We start from the raw sequence: 25,312 nt of genomic DNA, 5'->3' as shown, positions 1-25,312 counted from the left end.
TGTTCATAAAGAAATTTCGGGTGGCGCACGGCTTTAGCAGGCTGCCGCCGGGCGCCCCGGTCATCAGACCCGTGCTGCGATGGCTTCCGCCCCTGCAGCGGTAAATTCGGCGATCCGCTCACGAGGTGTCGCGTCGCTGACGAGCGCTTCGCCCACCAGCACGGCATTGGCGCCGCTCGCGGCGTAATGCCTGACGTCGTCCACGCCGCGGACTCCGGATTCGGCAACAATGACCGCTTCCGGAGGGATGCCGCCGGCGAGGGAGGCAAAGACGGAACGGTCGACGTCGAGCGTCTTGAGGTTGCGGACGTTGACGCCGATGATCCGGGCGTCCGCCGCGACGGCGCGCTCGATCTCCTCCGCAGTGTGCGTCTCCACCAGCGCGTTCATGCCCAGTTCGCGGGTGAGCTGGCTGAAGTCGCGCAGCTCGGCGTCGCTCAGCGAAGCAACGATTAGCAGCACCAGGTCCGCACCGTGCGCACGCGCTTCCCAGATCTGGTACTCGTCAACCGTGAAGTCCTTGCGCAGCAGCGGAACATCCACGGCTTTCCGGACGGCGTCGAAGTCGGCGAGCGACCCGCTGAACCGGCGCTGTTCGGTGAGCACGCTGATGACGGAAGCTCCGCCGTCGGCGTACTGGACCGCGAGGTCCGCAGGATCGGCGATGCTCGCCAGATCGCCCTTGGACGGGCTGCGCCGCTTGATTTCCGCGATGACCTTCAGCTGGTTCCGTGGCGAGGAATCCCCGCCGAGGGCAGCCCACGCATCGCGCGCAGGAGCCGCCGCTGCGGCGCGGTCCTTCAGTTCGGCGAGGGACACCAGGCGCCGGCGGGCCTCCATGTCCTCACGCGCACCGGCATTGATGTCGTCGAGAACAGTCACTGCTAGTGGCCGGAGTTCTTCAGCTTGCTGCCGTCCACGCCGTAACCGGCCTTCCGCATGATCCAGCCGAGCAGCAGGCCGATGACCATTACAGCTGCGCCGGCAATGAAGATGGGGGTGCTGGCAATGACAAAGGCGATGGCCGCGATGAGCGCGCCCACCAGCATAACGATCACGCACGTCCATGCCGCCGGGCTGTTGCCGTGGCCGAGGTCTGCGCTGTGGTCGACGCCGGTGTAGACGCTTTCGGCAGCAGCGGCTTTGGATGCGGAAACAGTGGCTTTGCTCATGGAAATCTCCTCAGGATGAATACTGCTTACATTCTGCCATTTTTTGGCGGCGCCTTGGACATCGGCGGCTGGGACGGCGGTGGGCCGCCTACGTGGGATCGTCGCCCCGGGACAGCCTGTCCCAGCTGTCGATCTCGTCCGCGGGACCTTCCGCGGTACCGGCGGTGCCAGCCGCTGCGGCGTCATATTTCGTCCGCGTCTTCCAGTGGCGTCCGGCAGGAATGATGAGCAGGGCTCCCAGCCCCAGCAGGACACCGGCGACGACGGCGAGTGCCGGGAACGCCGAGGCGCTCACCTGGACGCTGCTCCCGGTGATGCCGGTGGCGGCTGCGATGGACCCCTGGGCAGCTGCGAGGGGGTCTGCCATCACCGTGACAGCGGCGGTCACGATGCCAACGGACGCGAGGAGGATGATCGCGGTAATGATCCAGCGCGCAATCCGGCCCGCGATCGAGGCGGCAAGGCCGCCCGCCAATGCCACGAGTGCCAGTGCGGTGACGGTGGTGGCCGCTTTGCTGCCCTGCACCTGGAGGCCGTCCTGGCTGTTGACGGCCTGGCCCAGCTGGGCAGGGTCGAGATGGACGGTCAACCACGTCTGGGTGGTGGTGCCGAAGACCGCCAGTGCCATTGCGGCAATGATCAGCACCAGCGTGGACTTCCGCGCCCACACCGGAGCGCCTGGCCGCTTGGTTGCCGGCCGGCCGGTCTTGCCCGCCGTGACGCCGTCTTCGATGATGCCGTCTTCCATGACACCCATCAGCTGCCCGCCGCGGCGGGACCCGCGGCGCGGCCGGAAGCATCGGGGCCGGAAGCGTCCGCCGGGTCCGGCACGGAGTCGGCCGTGATGTTGTGCAGGGACCCGGCCGTATGGACGGCGCGCAGCGGTGCGGCAGCCTTATTGACCGTCTCCAAGGCTTCGGTCGGGTTGACCGAGTCGGCAACGATTCCGCCGCCGGCCTGGACGTAGGCCCGCCCTTCACGGAGCAGGGCCGAACGGATGGCGATGGCCATGTCCATGTCTCCGGCGAAGTCGAGGTAGCCCACTACGCCGCCGTAGATGCCGCGCCGGTGCGGTTCCAGCTCGTCCAGGAGCCGCAGCGCACGCGGCTTGGGGGCTCCGGAGAGCGTCCCGGCGGGGAACGTTGCTTTCAGGACGTCGTACGCCTTGGCGGCGGGGGCGAGCTTGCCCACGACGGTGGAGACCAGGTGCATGATGTGGCTGAAGCGCTCCACCTCCATGAACTGCGTGACGTCCACCGTGCCGGCGACGCAGACCTTGGAGAGGTCGTTGCGGGACAGGTCCACCAGCATGAGGTGTTCGGCGCGTTCCTTCTGGTCGGCCAGGAGCTCCTCGGCGAAGGCCTTATCCGCTTCCACGGTCTTGCCCCGGGGACGCGAGCCGGCAATGGGGTGGGTGATGACTTCCTCGCCCGTGACCGTCACGAGGGCTTCCGGGGAGGAGCCCACAATGGAATACTGCCGGCCGGCGGCGTCCTCGAGGCTGAAGATGTACATGTACGGGCTGGGATTGGTGTTCCGAAGCACCCGGTAGACATCCAGCGGGTCGGCGCCGCACTCCATCTCGAAGCGGCGGGAAATGACCACCTGGAACACTTCGCCGTCGACGATAGCTTCCTTGCCGCGGTCCAGGGCGGCGAGGTAGTCGGGCTCGTTCCAACGTTCCTGGACGCTGGAGGCAAAGTCCAGTGCGGCGGGTTCCAGCACGGAAATCGGCTGTTCCACAGGCGTGCTGACCTTGGCAAGGAGTGCCTTGACCCGGGCCACGGCGTCGTGCCATGCCTCGTCCACACGCTCCGAGCTGTTGTCGAAGTTGATGGCGTTGGCGATGAGCAGGACGGTGCCGTCCATGTTGTCGTGCACTGCCATGTCGGTGACCAGGTTCAGGGCCAGTTCCGGCAGTTCCAGGTCGTCTTCGGGCGGGCTGGTGAGTTTCTCCCAGTGCCGCACGGTTTCCCAGCCGAGGAAACCGACCAAGCCAGAGGTGAAGGGCGGCAGGCCGTCGAAGCGGTCGGTACGCAGGGCTTCGACGGTATCCCTGATGGCATCCACCGGGTTCCCGTCCACGGGAACCCCGGCGGGCGGCTCGCCCAGCCAGTGCGCCTGTCCGTCCTTGGTGGTCAGGGTGGCGCGTGACTTGGCGCCGATGAAGGAATAGCGCGACCACGAACCGCCGACGGCAGCGGACTCCATCAGGAACGTGCCGGGCTGGCCGTTCGCCAGCTTGCGGTAGAGCCCGATCGGCGTCTCGGCGTCGGCCAGTACCTTCAGCCGGACCGGGATGACACGGCTGTGGCTGGCGAGCTCCCGGAATTCCTCGAGGCCCGGGCTGATGATTCCAAGGTCCTGCATGGCTATGGTGTTCCGCCTGTTCTTAAGTGGTGCCTGAATCGTGTGGTGAGGTGTCCGGCGCCTGCGCCGGAGTCCTGCCTTGTCGGAGCTAGCTGGCGGTCCCTGCGCCGCTGGCGTCGCCCGCTACAACGGAAAGCCCGCGGCCATCGAAGCAGGTCCGCGTGCCCGTGTGGCAGGCCGCGCCCACCTGATCGACGCGGACCAGCAGGGCGTCGCCGTCGCAGTCCAGCGCAACGGATTTCACCCATTGCACGTGGCCGGAGGTGTCGCCCTTGCGCCAGTACTCCTGGCGGGAGCGGGAGTAAAACGTCACCCTCCCTGTGGTCATGGTCCGGCGCAGCGCCTCGTCGTCCATCCAGCCCAGCATGAGCACTTCGTTGGTGTCGAACTGCTGCACGACGGCGGCCACGAGGCCGGCGCTGTCGCGCTTGAGGGCGTCCGCCACTTCAGCGGGAAGGGCGGGTACGGGTGCGGGGGCGGGCTGCTCAGACATCAGACCAAGTCTAGTGCCTCACCGCAGTGTGACGATCAGGGTCAAAATCGGCAGTGCCTCCACTGCGCAACTCGCGGCCTCTCGTGCTAGTTTCACAAGTGATGCATTTCGTCGACCCGTCCCGAGAAGTCCTGGCCGAAACCCTGCTGGCGGCCGGTCCTGACTCCCCCACGCTCTGCAGGGGCTGGCGCACACGCGACCTCGCCGCGCACCTCTACCTGCGCGAACGCAAGGCCGGCGTGGGGCTTGGCCTTATTATCAAGAGCCTGGCAAAAGCCTCTGACGAGGCCACCGCGAAGCTGGCCGCCAAACTCAAGACCGCCGAGGACTACACCCGGCTGGTCAACGCCTTTCGTGCCGGTCCCCCGGCCCTGTCACCGCTGAGGATCAGGGCCCTGGCCGAGAGCTCCAACCTGATCGAATACTTCGTGCACACCGAGGACGTCCGGCGAGCCGTGGACCGCTGGGCCCCGCGGGCACTGGACGAGGAATACTCCGATGCCCTGTGGGATGAACTCGTCAAGCGGGCAGCCATCCTGTACCGCGGAGTGGACCTGGGCATCGTGCTGGTGCGTCCTTCCGGGCCCCGCCACGTTGCCAAACGCGCACCCGTGTCGGTGGCCATCGTGGGTGAACCGGGCGAACTGCTCATGCACGCCCACGGCCGTACCCGCCATGCGCTGGTGACGTTCGAAGGCCAGCCGGACGCCGTCGCGCTCCTGCAGTCAGCCGAAGTCGGGCTTTAACTGCCTCTGCTGGTTGGAGCCTGTCGATGGTATCGACAAGCTCCACCACCGGCGATCCCCGAGGCCAACCACCGGAGTTTCCACCTAGCGGACTTCGAAACCTGCCTCGCGGATCGCCGTCTTGACCTGCGAAATCATGTCCACCGGACCGAAGTGGAAGATCGACGCCGCCAGGACAGCGTCCGCGCCGGCCGCTACGGCGGGCGGGAAGTGATCGGGCCGGCCGGCCCCGCCGGACGCGATGATCGGCACCTTGACCGCGGCACGCACCAGGCGGATGAGTTCGATGTCGAAGCCGTCCTTGGTGCCGTCGGCATCAATGGAGTTGAGCAGGATTTCGCCCACACCGCGGTCCGCGGCTTCGCGTGCCCACTCGATGGCGTCGATCCCGGTCCCCTGCCGGCCGCCGTGCGTGGTGACTTCAAAGCCGGACGCGGTGGGCTCGGAACCGGGGCGGGTGCGGCGGGCATCCAGGGACAGCACCAGGACCTGGGACCCGAAGTGCCGGGTGATTTCGTCGATGACGTCCGGCCGGGCGACGGCGGCCGTGTTGATGGAGGCTTTGTCGGCCCCGTAACGCAGGAGCTTGTCCACCTCGGCCACGCCGCGGACGCCGCCGCCGACGGTGAGCGGAATAAAGACTTCCTCGGCGGTGCGGCGGACCACGTCGAAGGTGGTCTCGCGGTTGCCCGAGGAGGCGGTCACATCCAGGAACGTCAGTTCGTCCGCCCCGCCGTTGTCGTAGCGGTGCGCAAGCTCCACGGGATCGCCGGCGTCCCGGAGGCCCTCGAAGTTGATGCCCTTGACCACGCGGCCGGCGTCAACGTCCAGGCACGGAATAACGCGCACTGCTACAGCCATGATTTCTCCTGGGGATTCGCTGGTGGGAGATGCGGTGTGGATCCGTTGGACACAGACCGCGCTGGGACAGGCGGGCTCAGATCCGGCAGGCGTGGATGCTGCTGACCAGGATGGCCCGGGCACCGAGGTCGTAGAGCTCGTCCATGATCCTGTTGGTTTCCTTCTTGGGAACCATCGAGCGGACGGCAACCCACTCCGAGTCACGCAGCGGCGAGACGGTGGGCGATTCCAGGCCGGGCGTGAGCGCTGCGGCCTGCTCCACGAGTTCCTTGCGGATGTCATAGTCCATCAGGACGTACTGCCGGGCAACGAGCACGCCCTGCAGGCGGCGGATCAGGACTTCGATTTCCTTGGCCGTGCCGTTCGCGGAGCCTTCCTGGCCTGTGCGGCGGATCAGTACGGCCTCGGACTTCAGGATCGGTTCGCCGAAGATTTCCATTCCGGCGGCCTTGAGCGTGTTCCCGGTTTCGACGACGTCGGCAATCGCGTCCGCGACACCGAGCCGCACGGATGACTCGACGGCACCATCCAGGCGGACCACCTTGGCGTTGACGCCGCGCTCGGCGAGGTAGCCGCGCAGGAGGCCGTCATAGCTTGTGGCCAGGCGCTTTCCTTCGAGCTCCTCGACCTTGCTGAAGTCGCCCACCGGGCCGGCGAAGCGAAACGTTGAGGCGGCAAAGCCCAGCGGCAGCAGTTCCTCAGCCTCCACCTCGGCGTCCAGGAGCAGGTCGCGGCCGGTGATGCCGACGTCGAGCGTTCCCCGGCCGACGTAAACGGCGATGTCCCGCGGGCGAAGGAAGAAGAATTCAATGTCGTTGTCCGGGTCTACCATGACCAGCTCGCGGGTATCGCGGCGCTGGCGGTAGCCGGCTTCGGACAGCATGGCCGAAGCCGCTTCGGACAGGGATCCCTTGTTGGGGACGGCAACACGCAGCATGGGGGTCTTTCTGGGTTAGGAAGTCTTGGTTACAGGCAATCGGCCACGCTCAGCATGGCTACAGATGCTTGTAAACGTCTTCCAGGGTCAGGCCTTTGGCGAGCATCAGAACCTGCAGGTGGTACAGGAGCTGGGAGATTTCCTCGGCGGCGGCCTCATCGGATTCGTATTCGGCAGCCATCCACACTTCGGCGGCTTCCTCCACGACCTTCTTGCCGATGCCGTGGACTCCGGACTCCAATTCTGCGACGGTGCGGGAGCCTGCCGGACGGGTGGCTGCCTTCTCACTCAGTTCTGCGAACAGCGTCTCGAAATTCTTCACGCCCTCCAGCCTACTTGCTCCGGGCCTGACCCCGCCTGTCGGGCCGTTCCATGACGGCGCCGATGTGAGGTAATGCACAGGTCCGGAGCAGGCAGCGGATCAGCTGTACTGCTTGAGGGTCACCGCAGTGGCCAGCGCCGCGGTGACAGCCTCGTGGCCCTTGTCTTCCTTGGACCCGGGCAGGCCCGCGCGGTCCAGGCCCTGCTGTTCGGTGTCGCAGGTGAGCACGCCGAAGCCAACGGGGACGCCGGTGTTGACGCTGACGTCGGTCAGTCCCATCGTGGCCGCCTCGCAGACGTACTCGAAGTGCGGTGTTCCGCCGCGGATCACGACGCCCAGCGCCACCACTGCGTCGAAGTGCTTGGCGAGCCGGGCTGCGGCCACGGGGAGCTCGAAGCTGCCCGGCACCCGCAGGACGGTGGGCTCGCTGATTCCGGCGTCCTTGGCGGCGCGGAGCGCGCCGTCCAGCAGCCCGTCCATGATCTGGGTGTGCCAGCTCGCGGCCACAATGGCCAGCTTCAGCTGCGACGTCTCCGCCGGGTTAAGGGTCGTGAGGTCAATCTCCGGTGCGCCGTGTCCACTCATCTAAAGTCTCCTGGTTCGTTCTTTTTGGGTCAGTCTTGGTGCTGAAATCAGTCTTGGGTGCTTGAGTCAGTCTTGTTCGTGCTGGAAAGGCGCCGGTCCGGCCGACGGTGACGCGGCCACCGGCTCAGCCTCCTGGCTGTCGAGGACGAGCCGGTGGTCCATCCGGTCCTTCTTGGTCTGCAGGTAACGGATGTTCTGTTCGCGCGAGGGCACCTCGGTGGGAACCATCTCGACGACGGTGACGCCGGCGTCCGCCAGCCGGTTCTGCTTGTCCGGGTTGTTGCTCAGCAGGCGCACTTCGTGCAGTCCAAGCTCGGCCAGGATCTGCGCGGCGGCGTTGTAGCAGCGCGCATCCACGGGCAGGCCCAGCTGCTCGTTGGCTTCAACGGTGTCGAAGCCGGCTTCCTGCAGGGCGTACGCCTTGATCTTGTTGGCCAGGCCGATGCCGCGGCCCTCCTGTCCGCGCAGGTACAGCAGCGTGCCGCCTTCCTCGCTGATCTTCTCAAGGGCGTAGGCCAGCTGCTCGCCGCAGTCGCAGCGGTACGAACCGAAAACATCGCCGGTGAGGCATTCCGAGTGCAGCCGCACAAGCGGCGCCTTGCCGTCCACGGGCGGAATCGGTGAACTGACGGCGAGGTGCTCGATTCCTGTCACCAGGTCGGTCCAGGCCTGGGCCACGAAGACCCCGAATTCGCTGGGCAGCTGGACCACGGGTCCGCCGCTGACCGGGTGCGACCGGCGCCCCGCCGTAACGTCTTTTCGTGCCTCTGAAGCCGTCATCGCATCTCCTCGTTCCCTGCCGGCGCTGCCGTCCGTCCGCCCGGCTGTGCTGTCTCCAGGTATGCCACCAGATCCTCGATCGAGATCAGCGGGCACCCGTGCTCAGCAGCGAAGCCGCGAAGTCCGTCCAAGCGCATCATTTCTCCGTTGTCGTACACCACCTCGGCGATCACGCCCACCGGTTCCAGTCCGGCAAGCCTGCACAGGTCCACGGCCGCTTCGGTGTGGCCCGGACGTTCACGCACTCCACCGTTAACGGCCCGCAGCGGGAAAACATGCCCGGGACGGGTGATCGATTCCGGGCGGCTGCCGGGATCTGCCAGCACGCGGGCCGTGAGTGCACGGTCCGTCGCGGAAATTCCCGTGCTGACGCCAATGGCGGCATCGCAGGACACCGTGTAGGCAGTGCCCTTGGAGTCTTCATTGACCTCAACCATGGGCGGCAGGAGCAGGGCATCAGCCCGGGCTCCGTCGAGCGGTACGCAGATGACCCCGGAGCTGTAGCGGACGGTCCAGCCCATCAGCTCGGGAGTGGCGTGCTGGGCAGCGAAAATGATGTCGCCTTCATTTTCGCGGTCCTCGTTGTCCACCACCAGCACCGGAAGTCCGGCCGCCATGGCGCGGACGGCGTCCTCGATCGGGTCCAGGAGCGTGTTGCCTGACAGTACATCCGCGCTGGTGGCGAGTCGGGGCGTGTTCTTGAGCTGGCTCACTTGGATTCCCCCGCTCCGGCAGCAGCAGTGGCGGTGTGAGCGCCGGTGGCTGCGCCTCCGGCGAAGGCGAGCAGACGTTCCGTGTACTTGGCCAGCACATCGACTTCGAGGTTTACCTTGCTGCCGGGCTTCTTCGCGCCCAGGCCCGTATCGGCCAACGTAGTGGGAATGAGGCCCACTTCGAACCACGGGGCAGGTTCCGACGCCTCGCTGACGGCAGTGACCGTGAGGGAGACGCCGTCGACGGCGATGGAGCCTTTTTCGGCGATGTAGCGGGCAAGGCGCACGGGTACGCCGAACCTCAGGCGGTCCCAGTTGCCGAGTGCTTCGCGCTCGAGGAGCTCGCCGACCCCGTCCACGTGGCCCTGGACAACGTGTCCGTCCAGGCGCCCGCCAGCAGGAACGCAGCGTTCCAGGTTGACGCTGTCGCCCGTGTTCAGCTCGCCGATGGTGCTGCGGACCAGGGTCTCACCCATGACGTCGACGCTGAAGTCCTTGCCGTCGATGTCCGTGGCGGTCAGGCATACTCCGTTGACGGCCACCGAGCCGCCCAGGGCCAATCCTTCGGTGCTGGTTGGCGCATGGAGGCGCACCGTGGCACTGACGGCGCCGTTGCGTTCTACGGACAGGACCCTGCCCTGTTCGGCAATTATTCCGGTAAACATCAGTTGCCTCCTGTGGCGGTGCCCGCGCCGGTGCGGTGCGGTAAGGATTCGGGTGAGCTGGTGAGGGATGAAATGAGTTCTGAGGCGGCTGCCGGTTCGGCGTGCGCCGGTTCGGCGTGCGCGGGTTCGGTGTGGCCCGGAAAGAGGTGGAGCCGCAGGTCCCGGCCGAGGGTCTGCACCGCTCCCCCGGATGCCTGGTCCCAGTCCCAGGCCTGGGCCTCCGCGAGGGTGGTGATGCCGAGGTCGCCGAGGGCTGCCGTGCCGGACCCGAGAAGGGTGGGCGCGAGGTAGACGATCAATTCATCCACGAGTCCGGCGGCGAGGAAGGCGCTCAGGATGCTGGACCCGCCTTCCACCATGACGTGGCGTACGCCGGCCGCGAACAGCCGGGCCAGGGCCTCGTGCGGATCCCGCGTGGGCAGGTGCAGCACCCGGCCGTCGTCCCCGTGGATGGCGGCGTCGTCGGGAATTCCCCGGAGGCCCATGACGGCGCGCAGCGGCTGGCTGCCTGCCGCCTGGCCCGACGAATCCCGGGCGGTGAGCCGCGGGTTGTCCACCAGGAGCGTCTGCGTGCCCACCAGGATGGCATCAACCCGGCTGCGGAGTCCGTGGTTGTCGGCGAGGGATTCCGGGCTGGAGATCCACTGGCTGGTGCCATCAGCTGCAGCGATGCGGCTGTCCAGGGTCTGGGCAATGTGCAGGGTGACAAAGGGGCGCTGGCCGAACACGGCTTCAAACCAGCGGCGGTTCAGCTCGTAGGCGGCGCGGGCGGACAGGCCGGAACGAACGCTGACACCCGCTGCCCGCAGGGTTGCGGCTCCGCCGGCGGCAGGGTCGTGGGGGTCGTCCACCGCGTACACCACCGAAGCGATGCCCGCATCGATGATTGCCTGGGCACATGGCCCGGTCCGTCCGCAGTGGTTGCAGGGCTCCAGGGTGACCACCATGGTGGATCCGGCCAGGTCGATGCCCTTCATGTCGGCCTGGGCAATGGCATCGGCCTCTGCGTGCGCCGTGCCGGCGCCGCGGTGGTAACCGGTCACCAGTTGCCGGCCATCGGATCCGATGGCGACGGCGCCCACGAGAGGGTTTGCCCCGCGGGGACCGTGGAGCGCGGCGGCGAGGGCAGCCTCCATGGCGTCGATCTCGGCAGCACTGAACTGGTCCGTAGTCTGCGGCGTCAAAGCGTTCGTCGTTCCTTCCCTCGAAACCGAGTAGGCTCCGGGGGTATACGACAGCGCAGTACCGCACCGCCGAAAGGGCAGTGCAGTAACAGCTGTACGTGCTTCTCTCATCCAGACTTTAACTGTCGGTACCGGAATTTCACCGGTTCAACCGTCCGCCGGAACAGTTCCCCAAAAGGATCTGTGCCGGCTCGCGGGTCGCGGACTGTCACCGCCGGTTCGGACTTACACCGACCCCGGAGCACGTAGTGTGTGTTGTTATTCTGTCACAACTGAGTGACTAGTCCGTCTATTCCCGTCAGACTCCGTCATGATTGCGAAACAGGGCCGGACCCGGCTGAGACCGGGCGGGAGCCCGCTGCCCGGAGGCGGTCAATCGCCGTCGCAGGGTCCTCCGCGCCGTACACCGCGGAGCCTGCAACAAACACATTGGCGCCGGCTTCGGCCGCCCGGACAATGGTCTCCTCGGTGATGCCTCCATCCACCTGCAGCGCCACCCCGGTGCCGGAGCCGTCGATCGCTGCCCGGGCCCGCCTGATCTTGGGGAGCGTCAGGTCCAGGAAGGACTGGCCGCCGAAACCGGGTTCCACAGTCATGATCAGCAGCAGATCCAGTTCCGACAGCATGTCCAGGTAGGGCTCCACCGGCGTGCCGGGGCGCAGGGCCATACCGGCCTTGGCACCGCGCGCGCGAAGCTCCCGGGCCAGTTTGATGGGCGCGATCGAGGCTTCAACATGGAACGTCACTGACGCGAGTCCCGCGTCCGCGTAAGCGGGCGCCCAGCGGTCGGCGTCGGCGATCATCAGGTGCGCATCCAGCGGCACCGGGCTCACGGCCTGGATGCGCTGCACCACGGGCAGGCCAAGGGTCAGGTTCGGCACAAAATGGTTGTCCATGACGTCAACGTGGACGGCGTCTGCATTGCTGATTCTGCGCAGCTCTGCCTCCAGGTTGACGAAGTCGGCGGAGAGAATGCTGGGGTTGATGCAGCACTGAGCCATGTCGGCTCCTTTCACTGAAGGCTGAGGGATCAGGGTTTCTTGTGGATGAGCGCCAGGAACATTGCGTCCGTCCGGTGTACATGCGGCCACAGCTGGGCGGTCAGTTCATGGCCGGCCTCCAGGTGCCCGGTCAGGCTCACCTTGTCCAGGGCAGCGCCGGCATCGAGCAGTTCCAGGTCGTCGCGCTTGCGCAGCGCATCGGTCACGACGGCGGTGGTCTCGGCAGGGTGCGGCGAGCAGGTCACGTACGCGACCACGCCGCCGGGCCGGACAGCGTCGAGTGCCGACTTCAGCAGTTCCCGCTGCAGCGGGCCAAGATCCGCGAGGTCCTTGGGGGTGCGCCGCCACCTCGATTCGGGCCTGCGCCGGAGGGCGCCCAGTCCACTGCAGGGAACATCGACGAGGACGCGGTCGAATGTTTCCGCCATCTCAGTACCTACGTCGCGGCCATCGCCGGTCCGGACATGCCACACCTCGTGCGGGACCGCGGCCAGGGCCTGCCTCACCAGCTTGGCGCGATGCGGGGCAGGTTCGTTGGCCAGCAGGGTGGCACCCTGCTGCCGGGCGAGGGCACCCAGCAGCGCCGCCTTGCCGCCCGGTCCGGCGCAGAGATCCAGCCACTTTTCGCCGCTTTGGCCGGCGGACTGCGCCGCCGGCTTCTCCGGATCCGCAAGTGTCAGGTCGACGGCCGCCATGGCGCGGGCAACCAGCTGCGAGCCCACGTCCTGGACCCTGGTGCTGCCTTCCCTTACCGATGCGAGCCGGCCGAGGTCGCCGCCGCTGGAGAGGGCCGAGCCTTCCACCAGCTCGCCGGCAGTGGCTCCGCCTTCCAAGGCTTCGTCGAGGCTTCCCAACCCGGGCAGAGCAACGAGGTTGACCACCGGGGCGGCGTTGTCCGCCTCAAGGAGGTCGTTGATCTCGGTGACCGGGCGCCCGTGTGCCACCAGGGACTGCCGCAGGGCGCGGACAATCCACTCGGGGTGGGCGTAACGGACGGACGCCACCCGGGTTTCGTCCTGCTCGTCGCTGAGCAGCAGCTCGAGCCACTCGTCCAGGGTGTGGGCGGAGACCTTGCGCAGGACGGCATTGATCAGGGCCGACGGGCCGGCGCCGATGACCGCCCGGGCGAGTCCCACAGTCTGGTCCAGGGCAGCGTGGGCGGGTACGCGCATGGCCAGCAGCTGGTGGGCGCCGATCCGAAGGGCGTCCAGGATGGCCGGATCCAGCTGGTCCAGCGGCCGGTCGACGCAGCGGGCCAGTACGGCGTCATAGGTTCCCTGGCCGCGCAGCGCCCCGTAGCTCAGCTCGGTGGCGAACCCGGCGTCCCGCTTGTCCAGGCCATGGTGGCGGATTCGCGCCGGCAGGACCAGGTTTGCGTAGGCGTCTTCCGACGCGACCGCACGCAGCACTTCAAACGCCACCAGCCGGGCCGGGTCGGCACGCCGTGTGCGCTGCGAAGGGGCATTCTCGGTGAAGTTCCGCTTGGGGCCGCGGTTGCGCTCCCGACCCTGGGCGTCCCGCTGGCTTCCGCTGCGGCTGCCGCCGGATCCGCCGGACGGCCCGCCGCCGCTTGTTCTCCCCTGACGGGGGGCCCTGCCGCGGCCGCTGCCGCCCGTTCCGGACTCACTCATTCGAATACCACGCCTTCCAGTGCTGCCTGTCCGCGCGCCCAGTCGGCGGCGGCCATCATCTTTTTGCCCGAAGGCTGGATCCGCGTCAGCTCAACGGGATGGGAACCTGTCCCCACCAAAACGCTTTTGCCGTCGAGAAGCACCTGCCCCGGCTTCTGCGGCGGCGCCTCGGTCCTGAGTACAACCGGGTCGAGTTTGACCCGCTGCCCCTCCAGCGTGGTCCACGCGCCGGGTTCGGGCGTGACGCCGCGCGCCCGGCGCCCGATGGCAAGGGCGGGCTGGTGCCAGTCGATCCGGCCGTCGTCGAGGCCCAGTTTGGGCGCCAGGGACACATCCCCCGACTGCGGAACCGCGACGGCCCGTCCTGCCTCGATGGCCGAAAGCGTCTGGGCGAGCAACACGGCGCCACTGTGGGAGAGCCGTTCCAGGAGTGCCCCGGAGGTGTCGTCAGGACGGACGGCCTCGGTCAGGGTGCCGAAGACGGGGCCAGTGTCCAGCCCCTCCTCAAGCAGGAACGTAACGGCGCCGGTGATGTCGTCGCCGGCAATGACCGCGCGCTGCACGGGCGCGGCGCCGCGCCAGGCGGGGAGGAGGGAGAAGTGCAGGTTGATCCAGCCGTGCCGCGGAACGTCCAGCGCGGCGCGCGGAATGAGGCCGCCATAGGCGACGATGGCGGCGGCATCCGGTGCCGCGGCGGCGATCCTTGCCGTCACGTCCGCGTCCACCTTCGCGGCATGGATCACTTCGATGCCGAGTTCGGCAGCGCGAGCGGCAACGGGCGACGGCGTGAGCACGCGCTTGCGTCCGATCGGCGCGTCCGGTCGGGTCAGGACGGCGACGACGTCAAAGCCGGCCTGCACCAAAGCGTCCAGGGACGGGACCGCGACAGCCGGCGTACCGGCGAAGAGGACCCTCACTCGGCGGCGCCGAAACTGCCGCCGCTGAAGCTTCCGCCACCAAAACTGGAGCCAACAGTCTTGGCCCGCTTCGACGTCGTCCGCTCGGTGATGGCGTCGTAGTTGGCGTTGCGGATGGAACGCAGGGCGGCCTTGCGGTCTTCACCCTCGAGCCTGTCCGTGAACAGGATGCCGTCCAAGTGGTCCGTTTCATGCTGGAAGCAGCGGGCCAGCATGCCCTCGCCGTCCACCGTGACGGGGTTTCCGTGCAGGTCGACGCCGGTGACCCGGGTGGCACGTCGCCTGCGGACCGGGAAGCCGAGGCCAGGGATGGACAGGCAGCCTTCCACTTCGTCGGGCTGGAAGTCGTCGCTGTTTTCCAGCACCGGGTTGATGATGTGGCCTTCCACTCCGCCGATGCGGTAGGTGAACACGCGCTTGCTGACGCCGACCTGGGGCGCGGCCAGTCCTGCACCGTCCACGTCCTCCATGGTTTCGGTCATGTCGGCGACGAGTTTTGCGAGTTCCGGCCCGAATTCCGTCACGGGATCGGCAACTGTGCGCAGCACAGGGTCGCCGATGATGCGGATACTCAAAATGGCCATGTGCAATCTGTCCTTCGGTGGTGCTGGGTGAGCGGGTACGGGATCCAGTCCAGTTTAGTTGGCCGGCTACCTGCCGGGCACAGCCTGCAGTGCCGGCGGTGCCACGGGCAGCGGCGGCGGCGCCAGCGGGAGCAGGGCTGTTCCGGCGCTGACGGTGTCGGCCGACATCTCCCAGACGCGCCGCAGGGCGCAGAACTTCCACCAGTGGTGCTTGAGCACCTCCGGGTTGGCACGCATTGGCCGGACCTCCGTCTCCCCGATGGCGACCGCCAGCAGGATCGGGGACTCGCCGTGCCGCCAGGGCTCCCACTCCCCTGCGACGGGATCAACCAGGCTTTCCTCGGCCTTCATTCCCGCCACCAGCTGCATCACCACTTTGTCGTCCAGCGGCTTGACCGTGCCGTCCCGGGTGGTGCCCTTGGTCTTGTAATCGATAATGCAGGTCCTGCCGTTGATCCTGGCGACCAGGTCCAGCGTGCCTGCGTACCCGACTGTCTTATTCCAGACGGTGACTTCGGGCGCGACCGGCTCCACAGCAAACAGTTCCCACCACTCGTCGAATCGCGCCGCAAAGGCTTCCTCGCCGTTTGCTGCCAGCGCCTCCCGCATTTCCTTCATCTGATGTGGCCGGCCCAGGGCCCTGAGTGCAACCTGTTCGCAGTAGTTGTGCACGCGGTCGCCTCGCCGGGCAGCGTCGTCGCGGTAGGTTTCCGCTGCTTTGGCAGCCCGGCTGACCGCCTGGCGGACCTTTGCGGGGCTTCCCAGGATCCCGGGGAGCAGCGGATCGCTGGCCAGGCTGTTTGCCCCCATGTACCCGAACCAGCCGTCGAGGCCGTGCGGCTGCTGGCCGATCACGGTGGTGATGGACGGGACGGAAAACGATTCGGAGGTGGAGCGTGCATACATCCGCCCGTATTCCGTGGCGTGGGCAAGGAGTGGATCAGTCATGCAAACACTCTTTCATGAAGGGCTGACAGGATTGCCGGGCGGCAAGGGACGCGGCCGGAAAGCGAAATGGCCCGTCCCGCTGATTCAGCGGAACGGGCCATTCATTGGTGGGCGATACTGGGTTCGAACCAGTGACCTCTTCGGTGTGAACGAAGCGCGCTACCACTGCGCCAATCGCCCCAATGCCATTGAATGCTAGCCCACCCCGGCGGCTTTTGGAAATCGAGCCCTTCGACGCCGAAACGAACCATCGAATTACACGGCTGTCATTAGCTTTATCCCCTAGATTTCAAGGAAGTAAGGGCCTAGGGCGCCGATGACGAGGGGTCGATTTGTAAGTTCCCCGAACCTCCTATAGAGTTCTTACTCGTTGGAACGCGAGGAAATGCCGAATGCGGCACGGAAATGCTGACAATAATGCGGACGTAGCTCAGCTGGTAGAGCACCACCTTGCCAAGGTGGATGTCGCGAGTTCGAATCTCGTCGTCCGCTCGCAGGACACTGTCATGGCAAAGGTTCCCCGGAACCTGGCTTACACGGTGGGTTGGCCGAGAGGCGAGGCAGCGGCCTGCAAAGCCGTATACACGGGTTCGAATCCCGTACCCACCTCGGTGAAAACCTTGGTATCCGGTTTATCCCGGAGAACATTTGGGCGATTGGCGCAGCGGTAGCGCGCTTCCCTGACACGGAAGAGGTCACTGGTTCGATCCCAGTATCGCCCACCAAAGCAAGGAAACTTGCTTGATCCAGTACCACCGGCCCAGCCGGCATGGACTAAATGCGGACGTAGCTCAGCTGGTAGAGCACCACCTTGCCAAGGTGGATGTCGCGAGTTCGAATCTCGTCGTCCGCTCTCTTTTTGCAATTCCACTCCGGATCCTTCCGGTGCGGGCGATTGGCGCAGCGGTAGCGCGCTTCCCTGACACGGAAGAGGTCACTGGTTCGATCCCAGTATCGCCCACCACAAAGCAGCTCCCCGGAGCTGCTTTTTTATTGCCCGGATTCCGGCGGGAACGCCCCGAATAGGGCATCAGGACCCTAGACAAGTCGCGGCGCGTGCCCTTGGCACTCCGGGGGTCCCGGGCTAGGATCGAAAGCGGAGGAGCGATCTGGCTCCGCGACAGAAGGGAGGTGCCCGTGGGAATTCTTGACGATCTGAAGGGCAAGGCTCAGCGACTCGTTGGTGGCAATGAACAAGCCATCAAGGACGGCATCGAAAAGGCCGGCGATTTCGTCGACTCGAAGACCGGCGGAAAGTACGCCGACAAGATCGATTCCGTCCAGAAGGGCGCAGCCGGCCTCGTGGACAAGGTCGACGACAAGCCGCATGCGGCACCCGTCGACGAGCCTCCCGTCGCCGGAGAGCCCCCTGTAACCGGTGAACCCCGGCAGCAGGGCCTCTAACCCAGGAACGTCAGCGAGGTGCCGGTCCCGCCGTGAGGCGGCGCCGGCACCTTCGGCGTTTAAGCGCAGCGTTTACGGGCTACGACGGTTCGTGGTTCTGCCCTTCCCGGGCAAGGGCCGTCAACCGCGACACCGCCCGGAAGTACTTCTTCGTGTAGCCGCCGGTCATCATTTCCTCGGTAAAAAGCTGATCGAAGGGAACGCCGCTGGCGAGGATCGGAACATCCTTGTCATACAGCCGGTCCGCCAGCACCACGAACCGGAGGGCCACTGCCTGCTCGGTGATGGTTTCCACATCACGCCACACAACACCCTCGATGCCGGCCAGGAGCTGCCGGTACCGGCTGGGGTGGACGCCTGCCAGGTGGTTGATGAGGGTCTTGAAGTCATCCCGGGCCACCGTTTTACCGTGGAATTCCGCCTGCATATGGTGCGTCAGGTCTGCATTCTTCAGCGGAGCCGGCGCTGCCGGGAGGCCGCGGTGGCGGAAGTCCTCGCCGTCGATCCTGACGACGTCGAACTGGTCCGCCAGCACCTGGATCTCACGCTGGAAGTCGACAGCGGCGAACCGTCCGTCGCCCAGCGAACCGGGGAGGGTGTTCGACGTGGCGGCAAGCTTGACGCCGGCGTCGGCCAGTTCGCGCATCAGCCGGGACATCAGGACGGTGTCCCCCGGGTCGTCGAGTTCGAACTCGTCGATGCACACGAGCTTGTAGCTGCTGAGCGCCTCAACGGTCTTGCGGAAGGACAGCGCGCCCACCAGGTTGGTGTATTCGACGAAGGTGCCGAAGGCCTTGGGTCCGGGGGCCGCGTGCCACAGCGAGGCCAGCAGGTGGGTCTTGCCCACACCGAAACCGCCGTCCAGGTAAATGCCGGCGCGGGAATTGTCCTTGTCCTTCTTGCCAAACAGTTTCTGGAAAAGTCCGGAGCTTCCGTTGGCGCCAACGCCGGTGGCGAAGGACTCCAGCGCCGTTACCGCCCCGGCCTGGCTCGGCTGCGACGGATCGGGCCGGTAGCTTGTGAAGGAGACCTCTCCGAACCGCGGGGAGGGATAAAAACCCTTGAGGAGTTCATCCACGGAAACCGACGGTGTCCGCGCGGAGAGCTGTTCGATCTGTACCAAGGTGGTCCGTTCTGCTGGTCTCGTGTCCCCAGAAAGGATACCGGCAATGGGGCACCTGCCCCATTGCGCTGTGCGCACACGTGACCAAGGCCATATTTCCCTCTGTGAACGCAGGGACGCATTAGTGCCGGCCCGTGGCTAGTGTTGGAACTGGCCCGGCCGCAGCGACGCCTCCCGGTGGCATGGGTCCCCTGACCGTTTCAGTGAAAGGCCATCCCTGTGTCCTACCCCGTTGAACAGAACGAAAAGTTCGCCGAGTACGCGAACCCGGAACGCCTTGTGTCCACCGAATGGCTCGCAGAGGCCATTGAAAACGGCGCCGTCGCCGACGGCAAACTCGTGGTGGTGGAGTCCGATGAGGATGTCCTGCTCTACGAAACCGGCCACATCCCGGGCGCCGTCAAGATCGACTGGCACACCGACCTGAACGACGAGGTCACCCGCGACTACGTGGACGGCAAGGCGTTTGCGGCCCTGGCGGCTGCCAAGGGCATCTCCCGCGACTCCACCGTGGTCATCTACGGCGACAAGTCCAACTGGTGGGCCGCGTACGCCCTGTGGGTCTTTACCCTCTTCGGCCACGAAGACGTCCGCCTGCTGGACGGCGGCCGCGACAAGTGGATCGCCGAGGGCCACAAGCTGACCACCGACGTCACGGTCACCTCCCCGGCCGAATACCCGGAGGTGGAGCGCAACGATGCCCCCATCCGCGCCTTCAAGGAAGACGTGCTGGCCCACTTCGGCAAGCCGCTGATCGACGTCCGCTCCCCCGAGGAATACAGCGGCCAGCGCACGCACATGCCCGCCTACCCTGAGGAAGGCGCCCTGCGGGGCGGCCACATCCCGACGGCTGCCTCGATCCCCTGGGCACGCGCGGCAGCCGGCGACGGCACGTACCGCAACCGGGCCGAACTCGAGGCCCTTTACCTGGGCGAGGCCGGCCTCAAGGAAGGCGACGACGTCGTGGCATACTGCCGCATCGGCGAGCGTTCCAGCCACACCTGGTTCGCACTGAAGTACCTGCTGGGCTTCGAGACGGTGCGCAACTACGACGGTTCCTGGACCGAGTGGGGTAACGCCGTCCGCGTGCCCATCACCAAGGGAACCGAGCGCGGCACGGTACCGGCGTAAACTGGACCTGATGAATACCCAAGCCCTTCCCGCCGCGCTGGCGGAAATAGTTGACGACTTCCAGGCCCTGACCGAACCCGAGCGGCTGCAACTGCTGCTGGAGTTCTCCCAGGGGCTCCCCGAGCTTCCGGACCGGTTGAAGGACCACCCGGAACTCCTTGAGCAAGTTGTCGAGTGCCAGTCGCCGCTGTTCCTGACCGTTGAGACGGAAAAGCACGACGCCGGTTCGCCGGACAGCGTGCGCTTGTACTTCAAGGCGCCGCCGGAAGCACCCACCACCCGAGGATTCGCTGGTGTCCTGCATGAAGGGCTCGACGGTCTCACGGCACCGGAGATCCTCTCGGTGCCGGATGACATGCCCGAGCTGCTGGGGCTCACCCGCGCCATCACTCCCCTGCGGATGCGGGGAATGACGGCCATGCTGGGACGGATCAAGCGCAAGGTGGCTGCCTCCGCCGCGCTGAAGGCCTAGGCCGGAAGGTCCGGGCACCACATGGCGCGCAAACAGGCTTCACAAGGAACGCCGGCTACAGCAGCACTCGCTGCGGCCGGCGTTCCTTTCGTGCTGCATCCGTACAGCCACGACCCCTCGGCTGCCAGCTACGGGATGGAAGCCGCCGAAGTGCTGGGCGTGGATCCCGCAAAGGTCTTCAAGACCCTGATGGTGGATGTGGACGGCAGGCTCGCCGTGGGGATCGTCCCGGTGCACGGGAACCTGGACCTGAAGGCAATCGCGGCTGCGCTGGGCGCCAAGAAGGCAGCCATGGCGGATCCAGCCACGGCACAGCGCAGGACCGGCTATGTACTGGGCGGAATATCACCGCTGGGGCAGCGCCAGCCCTCCCCCACCGTCCTGGACGAGAGCGCCCTGGGCCAGGAGAGCATCCTGGTCTCCGGCGGCCGGCGCGGGCTGGACATCGAGCTTGACCCGGGCCACCTTGTCCGGCTCACCGGCGCCATCACCGCCCGCATCGGCACAGGCCCGAAAGCCACTCCGGACCGCTAGAGTCCGGTCCGGAAGCTACTCCGGAGCATTAGCATCCGGCACGGCCGGTAAGGGCTTCCGGGGGCGGGAGCCCGGGTTGGTCCGCGGGGCCAGCTGCCGCCGCAGCCAGGCGGTGACCAGGCCTTCCCAGCGTTCCGGATCGACGTTCCACTCCTTGGTATGGCGGGCGTCCTGGAACGACTCGAACGTGACCATCTCCGGGTTTTTCTCGGCAATGCTGGCGGACGGGCCGTAAGGCACATATTCGTCGTCGACGCTGTGGAGGATCAGTGTGGGAGTCCTGAGTTCCACGGCGCGGGAGACCCAGTCCATCGGCTTCAGGTCCACGGGCGCCGCCAGTCCCGTCAGGCGCCGGCCCAGGCGGTGTCCCATCATCAGCTGCCCGTACTTCCCGACTGCGGACGGGATGCGGTTCAGTTGCGCATGGTGCGCCAGCACGTTCACCCAGTCAATGACCGGTGCATCGAGCACCATCGCCCGGATGAGGTGGTGGTGCCGGGAGAGGTCGGCCGTCTGCAGGCAGATCGCGCCGCCCATGGACCAGCCAAACAGCACCACTTCCCTGGCGCCATTGGCGACGGCGAAACTGATGGCTGCCTCGACATCGCGCCATTCGGTGGACCCAAGGCCGTAGCGCCCGTCCGGGGCCGAAGGTGCCAGTCCGTCGTTGCGGTAGGAGATCACCAGGCTGGTCATGCCGAGAGCCCGCGCAGGTCGGAGTGCCCGTAGGCATTCCTGCCGGCTGGCACCGCGGCCGTGGACCATGATGGCCCAGATGTCCGAGGGCACCGCCGCGCGCACCAGCCACGCCGGCGCAACGCCGCCCTCCACGTCGACTTCCACGTCCTCGGCCGGCAGGCCGATCGACGCCGGGTCGGGGTGCGAAGCCCCGCTCCAGTAGCCTCGGCGGGCCTTGGTGAGGTCGCCGGAATAGACCGCTTCGACCTCCCGCAGGACGGTGCGTTCCGCGGGTGAGTACGAAAGGATCCTGCCGATCCGTGCGTGTCCGCGGCCGCCGTCGAAGAACAGCCCGTAGGTGCCCTCAACCGTGGTGTCCTCGGTGGCGGCAAGGATGATCTGGAAGCCGTCCGCGGCACGGATGACAGCCAGCACTTCCTGGTTCTCGTCCCGGACCCGCACGGGAGTGATGACCCGCCGGGCGAAATAGAGGGCCAGGGCCGAGGACCCTGCACCCAGCAATCCCGCAGCGGCACCTCCGGCGATAACGCCGCCCACGGCCCATTTGGCGCTGGCGGACATGCCGGCCTCGGGGGTGCCCTGGACCCGGCCCGAGGCACGCGGCGGATTCGTTGGAGTGGCCGGGCGCAGCCCCGGAAGTGATGCCATGGATCCATTCTTACCGCTGCCGGCCCTCCGCACACATTCGGGCACACCGCCGGCGGCCGGACGCCCCGGCGAAATCCGTGCGGGAAGTACAGGCCGGGACTAGGCTGGGGGCATGAGCGATCCAATCGTCATTCTGACAGAAGAGCCGCTGGGTGCGGACGACCGCGTGAACATCGAACGCCTGGTGGACGGGGGTGACGCGCCCCTCGTAGTGCTGGTGCCGGCCAACACGGAACGGCATCTGCTGGTGGACTTCCTCGAAAACCTCTCCCTCCTGGACGTCGCCAAGGCTTTCCGTGAGCTGACCTCCCACGCCCCGGATCCTGCATCCGAGCGTGCTGCCGCCGCCGAAACGCTGGCGGTATCGCTCAACGCGCTGGCCGGAATCGGCGGCGGCGTCACCGGCGAGGTGGTGGAGGGCGGCGCCGTGCAGGGACTCGTGGCCAAGGTCAAGGAAGTCGGTGCGGGCCAGGCCGTCGTCATCACGCGCCCCCATGCCATCGCGGACACGTTCCACACCGACTGGGCCAACAAGGCCCAGGACCAGCTGGGACTGCCTGTGCTGCACCTGTACGCGGGTTCGGGATTTATCGGCGACTCCTGAGCGTTGTTCAAACCATGAGCATCTTTAGCAACAAGCCAAAAGTCGCGCCCGTCCAGGTCTCCGGCGATGGATCCGCTGCGGAAAACAACACTCCGCGGGTTGAAAAGACCGACGAGGAATGGCGGCAGGAGCTGACGCCGGAGGAGTACCGGGTGCTCCGGCAGGCGGGAACCGAGCGTCCCTACACCGGAGAATACTGGGACACCCACACGGCCGGTGTCTACAAGTGCCGGGCCTGCGGCGTGGAACTGTTCACGAGCAAGGAAAAGTTCGACTCCCACTGCGGCTGGCCGTCCTTCTGGGCACCGCTCGCAGACGGAACCGTCCGCTACATCCATGACCGCACGATGGGCATGGACCGTGTTGAGGTCCGCTGCGCAAGCTGCGATTCGCACTTGGGCCATGTTTTCGAGGGCGAGGGGTACGGCACCCCCACGGACCAGCGCTTCTGCATCAATTCCGTCTCGCTGACGCTGGTTTCGGCGGACGACGCCGCAAAGTAGGCGCCGCCAGGCAGAGGCGGAAGGACCCGCCCCCGCTACGGCTGGGGCGGGTCTGCTCAACCACTTGCACCAGTCTTTCTTATGCTCGGGCTAATTTTGCATTAGGAGCTCTGATTGCTTGCTACGCTCGCCGTAGAAGCTCCAAGCAACCCAGAAAGGCGATCGCCGACGATGACCACGACCGCTCTCACCGCACACGCCCCGCTCACCGAAAACCACCCCGAGTGGCTGAGGCTCAAGGCTGCCGCGACGGCAATCCAGGCCCTGCAGACCCAGGACGGCTCGGTGCCCGCGGCCGCTGACCACGAAGCCGCCGCCGCGCACGTCAGCACCATCTGCACGGCCGTCGAAGCACTGGCTCCGTCCTTTCCGCATGACTCCCGGTACCTCGAACTCCTGGTGAGCGACTTCGGCCGCTGGGCCTCCGACGGCTTCGGGGTGCCGGATTTCCTTGACTCGCTGCTCGCTTTCCAGCCGCAGCAGCACCGCATCGACGGTCTGCAGCACCTGGTGGTTTTCCCCATGTACACCCAGAACGGCAGCAGCAACCGCCTCGTGGAAGCAGTCCTGATCGAGGTCATCTGGCCGGCGTTCATCGCCGGCCTCGAGGAGGGTGATTACTCCAACAAGCTCTTCGTTCCCATCCGCTTCCTGGACTTCACGCCCGGCTACAACACCAACTCCGCCGTGCTGTTCCCGGAAACCGTGGCGGTCCGGGAAACCCCGACGTTCACCTGGGGTGCCATCTTTGCGGACCGGGAAGCAGCCCGCTTCCGCCGGGTCCTCGGGGCCGCTGCCGATATCACCCGCCTGGAGCTCCCCGCCGAAGCCGCCGAGCTCCTGGAGAACCAAAAGCTCACCCAGGAAACGTTCGTGATGTGGGACCTGATCCATGACCGCACCCACATGCGCGGCGACCTCCCCTTCGATCCCTTCATGATCAAACAGCGCATGCCGTACTTCCTGTACTCGCTGGAGGAACTCCGCTGCGACCTGACAGCTTTCCGCGAATCCGTGAAGATCGAAAAGGACGAGGAGGCGGATCCGGAAGCACGCCGCCACGCCAAGCTGGTCCAGTACGCCGTCATCTTCGACCGGATCTTCCGCTTCGCCATCACCGGCAGCCGCGTGCGCAACTACGACGGCCTCGGCGGACAGCTGCTGTTCGCCTGGATGCACCAGCACCGCGTCCTGCACTGGACCGACAGCAAGCTCAGCATCGACTGGGACGAAGTTACCGACGTCGTGGTTGAACTCGGTGCCAGGATCGAGGAGCTCTACTGGCGCTCGATCGACCGGCCGAAGATGGCCCACTGGCTCGCCGCGTATGAGCTGATCGCCGGCACTGTCACACCGAACCCGTCGTCCGTCTGGGCCAAGGGTCCGGATGCGCTGCCGCTGGCAGGACCGCCCCGCGGCCTGACGGACCAGGTGCTCGACGACGAATTCCCGCTGTCCATGTTCTATGAAGCCCTCGAGAAGAAGATGCGCCCCGTCATCGAGTCCACGGCCGGCATCACCGGCTCATCTGCCACCGGCACCAGCATCAATACCCTGGCCATGAACGCCGGATGAGTGCCGGACGCCCCTTGAACGTGGTGGTCACGGGCGGCAGCGGGCCGTCCGGGATCGCCACTGCACGCGCGTTGCGCGAAGCAGGCCATACGGTTTTTGCGGTCGGTTCGGACGGTCCCCGGATTGAGGCCGCCGCCGCGGAAGCGGGCGGCGGCGTCATCCCCCTCGTCTGCGACCTCGCCAGCCTGGCTGAGGTCCGGGCGCTGCACGCCACCATTTCCGCCACTGCCGGAAGGGTCGACGGCGTCATCCACCTGGTGGGCGGCTGGCGCGGCGCCCGGGGCATCACGGACCAGACCGACGAGGACTGGGACTTCCTGGAACGCGGCGCCCTCACCACCGTGCGGAATGTCACGAGGGTGTTCTACGACGACCTCGCGGCATCGGAGGCCGGCCGTTTCGCCATGGTGACCTCCACTGCCGTTGCAACCCCGACGGCGGCCGGCGCGAGCTACGCTGCGGCGAAAGCGGCCGCCGAAGCATGGACCCTTGCGGTGGCCGAAGGCTTCAGCAAGGGGACGCACAGCGCCGCGGTCATCTTCGTGGCGAAAGGCCTCGTGGACGCCGGGATGCGTGCCCGGTCCCCCGAACGCAGCTTCCCCGGCTTCACCGACGTTTCGGACCTGGCGGCTGCCGCCGTCGGACTTTTTACCACCCCGGCGGCGGAACTGAACGGCCGTCGGCTGGTCCTTAGCCGATAACGGCCCACA

29 protein-coding genes, 6 tRNA genes and 1 riboswitch are annotated in these 25,312 nt (G+C 66.6%); of the genes, 14 read left to right on the top strand and 21 right to left on the bottom strand.

From position 1 onward, the window contains the following. Positions 1-63: 63 nt before the first annotated feature. The 5 genes from trpC to hisI form a co-directional block, all read right to left on the bottom strand. Complete coding sequence (trpC, locus tag ASF98_RS12935) at positions 64-882, bottom strand: indole-3-glycerol phosphate synthase TrpC (protein ID WP_082506817.1); 819 nt, start codon at positions 880-882, stop codon at positions 64-66. Positions 883-884: 2 nt separating this feature from the next. Further along, the gene (locus ASF98_RS12930; RefSeq protein ID WP_055802295.1) at positions 885-1,172 is read right to left on the bottom strand and encodes an HGxxPAAW family protein; all 288 of its coding nucleotides are present in this window, start codon (positions 1,170-1,172) and stop codon (positions 885-887) included. Between the two features lie 88 nt (positions 1,173-1,260). Beyond that, a complete protein-coding gene (locus ASF98_RS12925; RefSeq protein ID WP_442854036.1) occupies positions 1,261-1,929 on the bottom strand; it encodes a Trp biosynthesis-associated membrane protein in 669 nt (222 codons plus the stop codon). Then, positions 1,929-3,542 (bottom strand): anthranilate synthase component I, encoded by a 1,614-nt coding sequence (locus ASF98_RS12920; protein ID WP_055802293.1) that lies wholly within the window; start codon positions 3,540-3,542, stop codon positions 1,929-1,931. Before ASF98_RS12920 ends, ASF98_RS12925 begins: the two co-directional genes overlap by 1 nt. A gap of 88 nt (positions 3,543-3,630) precedes the next feature. Next, on the bottom strand, positions 3,631-4,035 hold the full coding sequence (gene hisI, locus ASF98_RS12915) for a phosphoribosyl-AMP cyclohydrolase (RefSeq protein WP_055802292.1): 405 nt from the start codon (positions 4,033-4,035) through the stop codon (positions 3,631-3,633). 101 nt (positions 4,036-4,136) lie between these two features. Here hisI and ASF98_RS12910 point away from each other — a divergent pair, with 101 nt between their 5' ends. Continuing rightward, positions 4,137-4,781 carry a TIGR03085 family metal-binding protein gene (locus tag ASF98_RS12910; protein ID WP_055802290.1) on the top strand — a complete coding sequence of 215 codons (645 nt, stop codon included), beginning with the start codon at positions 4,137-4,139 and terminating at the stop codon, positions 4,779-4,781. Positions 4,782-4,865: 84 nt separating this feature from the next. Here the strand turns inward: ASF98_RS12910 and hisF are convergent, their stop codons facing one another. From hisF to ASF98_RS12840, 14 genes are all read right to left on the bottom strand, one after another. Next, a complete protein-coding gene (gene hisF, locus ASF98_RS12905) occupies positions 4,866-5,642 on the bottom strand; it encodes an imidazole glycerol phosphate synthase subunit HisF (RefSeq protein ID WP_055802288.1) in 777 nt (258 codons plus the stop codon). A 76-nt stretch (positions 5,643-5,718) separates the two neighbouring features. Beyond that, on the bottom strand, positions 5,719-6,579 hold the full coding sequence (gene hisG, locus ASF98_RS12900; protein WP_028270785.1) for an ATP phosphoribosyltransferase: 861 nt from the start codon (positions 6,577-6,579) through the stop codon (positions 5,719-5,721). 58 nt (positions 6,580-6,637) lie between these two features. Next, the gene (locus tag ASF98_RS12895) at positions 6,638-6,901 is read right to left on the bottom strand and encodes a phosphoribosyl-ATP diphosphatase (RefSeq protein WP_028270786.1); all 264 of its coding nucleotides are present in this window, start codon (positions 6,899-6,901) and stop codon (positions 6,638-6,640) included. A gap of 99 nt (positions 6,902-7,000) precedes the next feature. Then, positions 7,001-7,486, bottom strand: a complete 486-nt coding sequence (gene ribH / locus ASF98_RS12890; protein ID WP_011691538.1) for a 6,7-dimethyl-8-ribityllumazine synthase — start codon at positions 7,484-7,486, stop codon at positions 7,001-7,003. 66 nt (positions 7,487-7,552) lie between these two features. Continuing rightward, positions 7,553-8,266 carry a GTP cyclohydrolase II gene (gene ribA / locus ASF98_RS12885; RefSeq protein WP_055802286.1) on the bottom strand — a complete coding sequence of 238 codons (714 nt, stop codon included), beginning with the start codon at positions 8,264-8,266 and terminating at the stop codon, positions 7,553-7,555. Beyond that, a complete protein-coding gene (gene ribB, locus ASF98_RS12880; RefSeq protein WP_156372399.1) occupies positions 8,263-8,931 on the bottom strand; it encodes a 3,4-dihydroxy-2-butanone-4-phosphate synthase in 669 nt (222 codons plus the stop codon). Before ribB ends, ribA begins: the two co-directional genes overlap by 4 nt. A 44-nt stretch (positions 8,932-8,975) precedes the next feature. Beyond that, a complete protein-coding gene (locus ASF98_RS12875; RefSeq protein WP_055802282.1) occupies positions 8,976-9,644 on the bottom strand; it encodes a riboflavin synthase in 669 nt (222 codons plus the stop codon). Next, on the bottom strand, positions 9,644-10,780 hold the full coding sequence (gene ribD / locus ASF98_RS12870) for a bifunctional diaminohydroxyphosphoribosylaminopyrimidine deaminase/5-amino-6-(5-phosphoribosylamino)uracil reductase RibD (protein ID WP_055802475.1): 1,137 nt from the start codon (positions 10,778-10,780) through the stop codon (positions 9,644-9,646). The genes ASF98_RS12875 and ribD overlap by 1 nt, the downstream gene beginning before the upstream one ends. Before the next feature lie 143 nt (positions 10,781-10,923). Next, a riboswitch (FMN riboswitch) is annotated at positions 10,924-11,076 on the bottom strand. A gap of 60 nt (positions 11,077-11,136) precedes the next feature. Continuing rightward, positions 11,137-11,829 (bottom strand): ribulose-phosphate 3-epimerase, encoded by a 693-nt coding sequence (rpe, locus tag ASF98_RS12865; protein WP_055802280.1) that lies wholly within the window; start codon positions 11,827-11,829, stop codon positions 11,137-11,139. Between the two features lie 29 nt (positions 11,830-11,858). Then, the gene (locus tag ASF98_RS12860; protein WP_055802278.1) at positions 11,859-13,460 is read right to left on the bottom strand and encodes an RsmB/NOP family class I SAM-dependent RNA methyltransferase; all 1,602 of its coding nucleotides are present in this window, start codon (positions 13,458-13,460) and stop codon (positions 11,859-11,861) included. Continuing rightward, entirely contained in the window at positions 13,457-14,377 is a 921-nt protein-coding gene (gene fmt / locus ASF98_RS12855) for a methionyl-tRNA formyltransferase (protein ID WP_055802276.1), read from the bottom strand. The genes ASF98_RS12860 and fmt overlap by 4 nt, the downstream gene beginning before the upstream one ends. Beyond that, positions 14,374-14,961, bottom strand: a complete 588-nt coding sequence (gene def / locus ASF98_RS12850; protein WP_055802274.1) for a peptide deformylase — start codon at positions 14,959-14,961, stop codon at positions 14,374-14,376. The genes fmt and def overlap by 4 nt, the downstream gene beginning before the upstream one ends. Before the next feature lie 66 nt (positions 14,962-15,027). Beyond that, a complete protein-coding gene (locus ASF98_RS12845) occupies positions 15,028-15,909 on the bottom strand; it encodes a PD-(D/E)XK nuclease family protein (RefSeq protein ID WP_055802272.1) in 882 nt (293 codons plus the stop codon). A gap of 105 nt (positions 15,910-16,014) precedes the next feature. After that, positions 16,015-16,089 (bottom strand) — tRNA-Val (locus ASF98_RS12840). 239 nt (positions 16,090-16,328) lie between these two features. On the opposite strand from ASF98_RS12840, the gene ASF98_RS12835 reads away from it, so the two are divergent. The 6 genes from ASF98_RS12835 to ASF98_RS12810 all read left to right on the top strand — a co-directional run bounded on the left by ASF98_RS12835 (position 16,329) and on the right by ASF98_RS12810 (position 17,313). Beyond that, positions 16,329-16,401 (top strand) — tRNA-Gly (locus ASF98_RS12835). 46 nt (positions 16,402-16,447) lie between these two features. Continuing rightward, positions 16,448-16,518 (top strand) — tRNA-Cys (locus ASF98_RS12830). A gap of 41 nt (positions 16,519-16,559) precedes the next feature. Next, positions 16,560-16,634 (top strand) — tRNA-Val (locus ASF98_RS12825). Between the two features lie 55 nt (positions 16,635-16,689). Further along, positions 16,690-16,762: transfer RNA gene (locus tag ASF98_RS12820), tRNA-Gly, on the top strand. Between the two features lie 36 nt (positions 16,763-16,798). Next, positions 16,799-16,873: transfer RNA gene (locus tag ASF98_RS12815), tRNA-Val, on the top strand. Between the two features lie 173 nt (positions 16,874-17,046). After that, positions 17,047-17,313 (top strand): antitoxin, encoded by a 267-nt coding sequence (locus ASF98_RS12810; protein WP_156372377.1) that lies wholly within the window; start codon positions 17,047-17,049, stop codon positions 17,311-17,313. 79 nt (positions 17,314-17,392) lie between these two features. Here the strand turns inward: ASF98_RS12810 and zapE are convergent, their stop codons facing one another. Further along, positions 17,393-18,436, bottom strand: coding sequence for a cell division protein ZapE (zapE, locus tag ASF98_RS12805; protein WP_055802268.1), 1,044 nt, complete (start codon positions 18,434-18,436; stop codon positions 17,393-17,395). Positions 18,437-18,655: 219 nt separating this feature from the next. On the opposite strand from zapE, the gene ASF98_RS12800 reads away from it, so the two are divergent. Genes ASF98_RS12800 through ybaK form a run of 3 tightly spaced genes read left to right on the top strand, consistent with a single transcriptional unit; the run spans position 18,656 to position 20,573 of the window. After that, on the top strand, positions 18,656-19,567 hold the full coding sequence (locus ASF98_RS12800; protein WP_055802266.1) for a sulfurtransferase: 912 nt from the start codon (positions 18,656-18,658) through the stop codon (positions 19,565-19,567). Positions 19,568-19,577: 10 nt separating this feature from the next. Beyond that, positions 19,578-20,039: a SufE family protein gene (locus tag ASF98_RS12795; protein WP_055802264.1), complete on the top strand. Its 462-nt coding sequence runs from the start codon at positions 19,578-19,580 to the stop codon at positions 20,037-20,039. Positions 20,040-20,060: 21 nt separating this feature from the next. After that, positions 20,061-20,573 (top strand): Cys-tRNA(Pro) deacylase, encoded by a 513-nt coding sequence (gene ybaK / locus ASF98_RS12790; protein ID WP_055802263.1) that lies wholly within the window; start codon positions 20,061-20,063, stop codon positions 20,571-20,573. 15 nt (positions 20,574-20,588) lie between these two features. Here the strand turns inward: ybaK and ASF98_RS12785 are convergent, their stop codons facing one another. Beyond that, a complete protein-coding gene (locus ASF98_RS12785) occupies positions 20,589-21,833 on the bottom strand; it encodes an alpha/beta hydrolase family protein (protein ID WP_055802473.1) in 1,245 nt (414 codons plus the stop codon). 199 nt (positions 21,834-22,032) lie between these two features. Between ASF98_RS12785 and ASF98_RS12780 the strand changes: the two genes are divergently transcribed. The 4 genes from ASF98_RS12780 to ASF98_RS12765 all read left to right on the top strand — a co-directional run bounded on the left by ASF98_RS12780 (position 22,033) and on the right by ASF98_RS12765 (position 25,303). Continuing rightward, positions 22,033-22,524: a hypothetical protein gene (locus tag ASF98_RS12780; protein WP_055802261.1), complete on the top strand. Its 492-nt coding sequence runs from the start codon at positions 22,033-22,035 to the stop codon at positions 22,522-22,524. Between the two features lie 14 nt (positions 22,525-22,538). After that, complete coding sequence (gene msrB, locus ASF98_RS12775) at positions 22,539-23,027, top strand: peptide-methionine (R)-S-oxide reductase MsrB (protein ID WP_055802260.1); 489 nt, start codon at positions 22,539-22,541, stop codon at positions 23,025-23,027. A gap of 171 nt (positions 23,028-23,198) precedes the next feature. After that, positions 23,199-24,602 carry a DUF6421 family protein gene (locus ASF98_RS12770; RefSeq protein WP_055802258.1) on the top strand — a complete coding sequence of 468 codons (1,404 nt, stop codon included), beginning with the start codon at positions 23,199-23,201 and terminating at the stop codon, positions 24,600-24,602. Then, positions 24,599-25,303, top strand: a complete 705-nt coding sequence (locus ASF98_RS12765; RefSeq protein WP_055802256.1) for an SDR family oxidoreductase — start codon at positions 24,599-24,601, stop codon at positions 25,301-25,303. The genes ASF98_RS12770 and ASF98_RS12765 overlap by 4 nt, the downstream gene beginning before the upstream one ends. Positions 25,304-25,312 lie beyond the last annotated feature (9 nt).

The sequence above is a fragment of the Arthrobacter sp. Leaf337 genome, from assembly GCF_001423745.1.
GTDB lineage: Bacteria > Actinomycetota > Actinomycetes > Actinomycetales > Micrococcaceae > Arthrobacter.
This window is presented reverse-complemented; position numbering and strand designations above follow the sequence as displayed.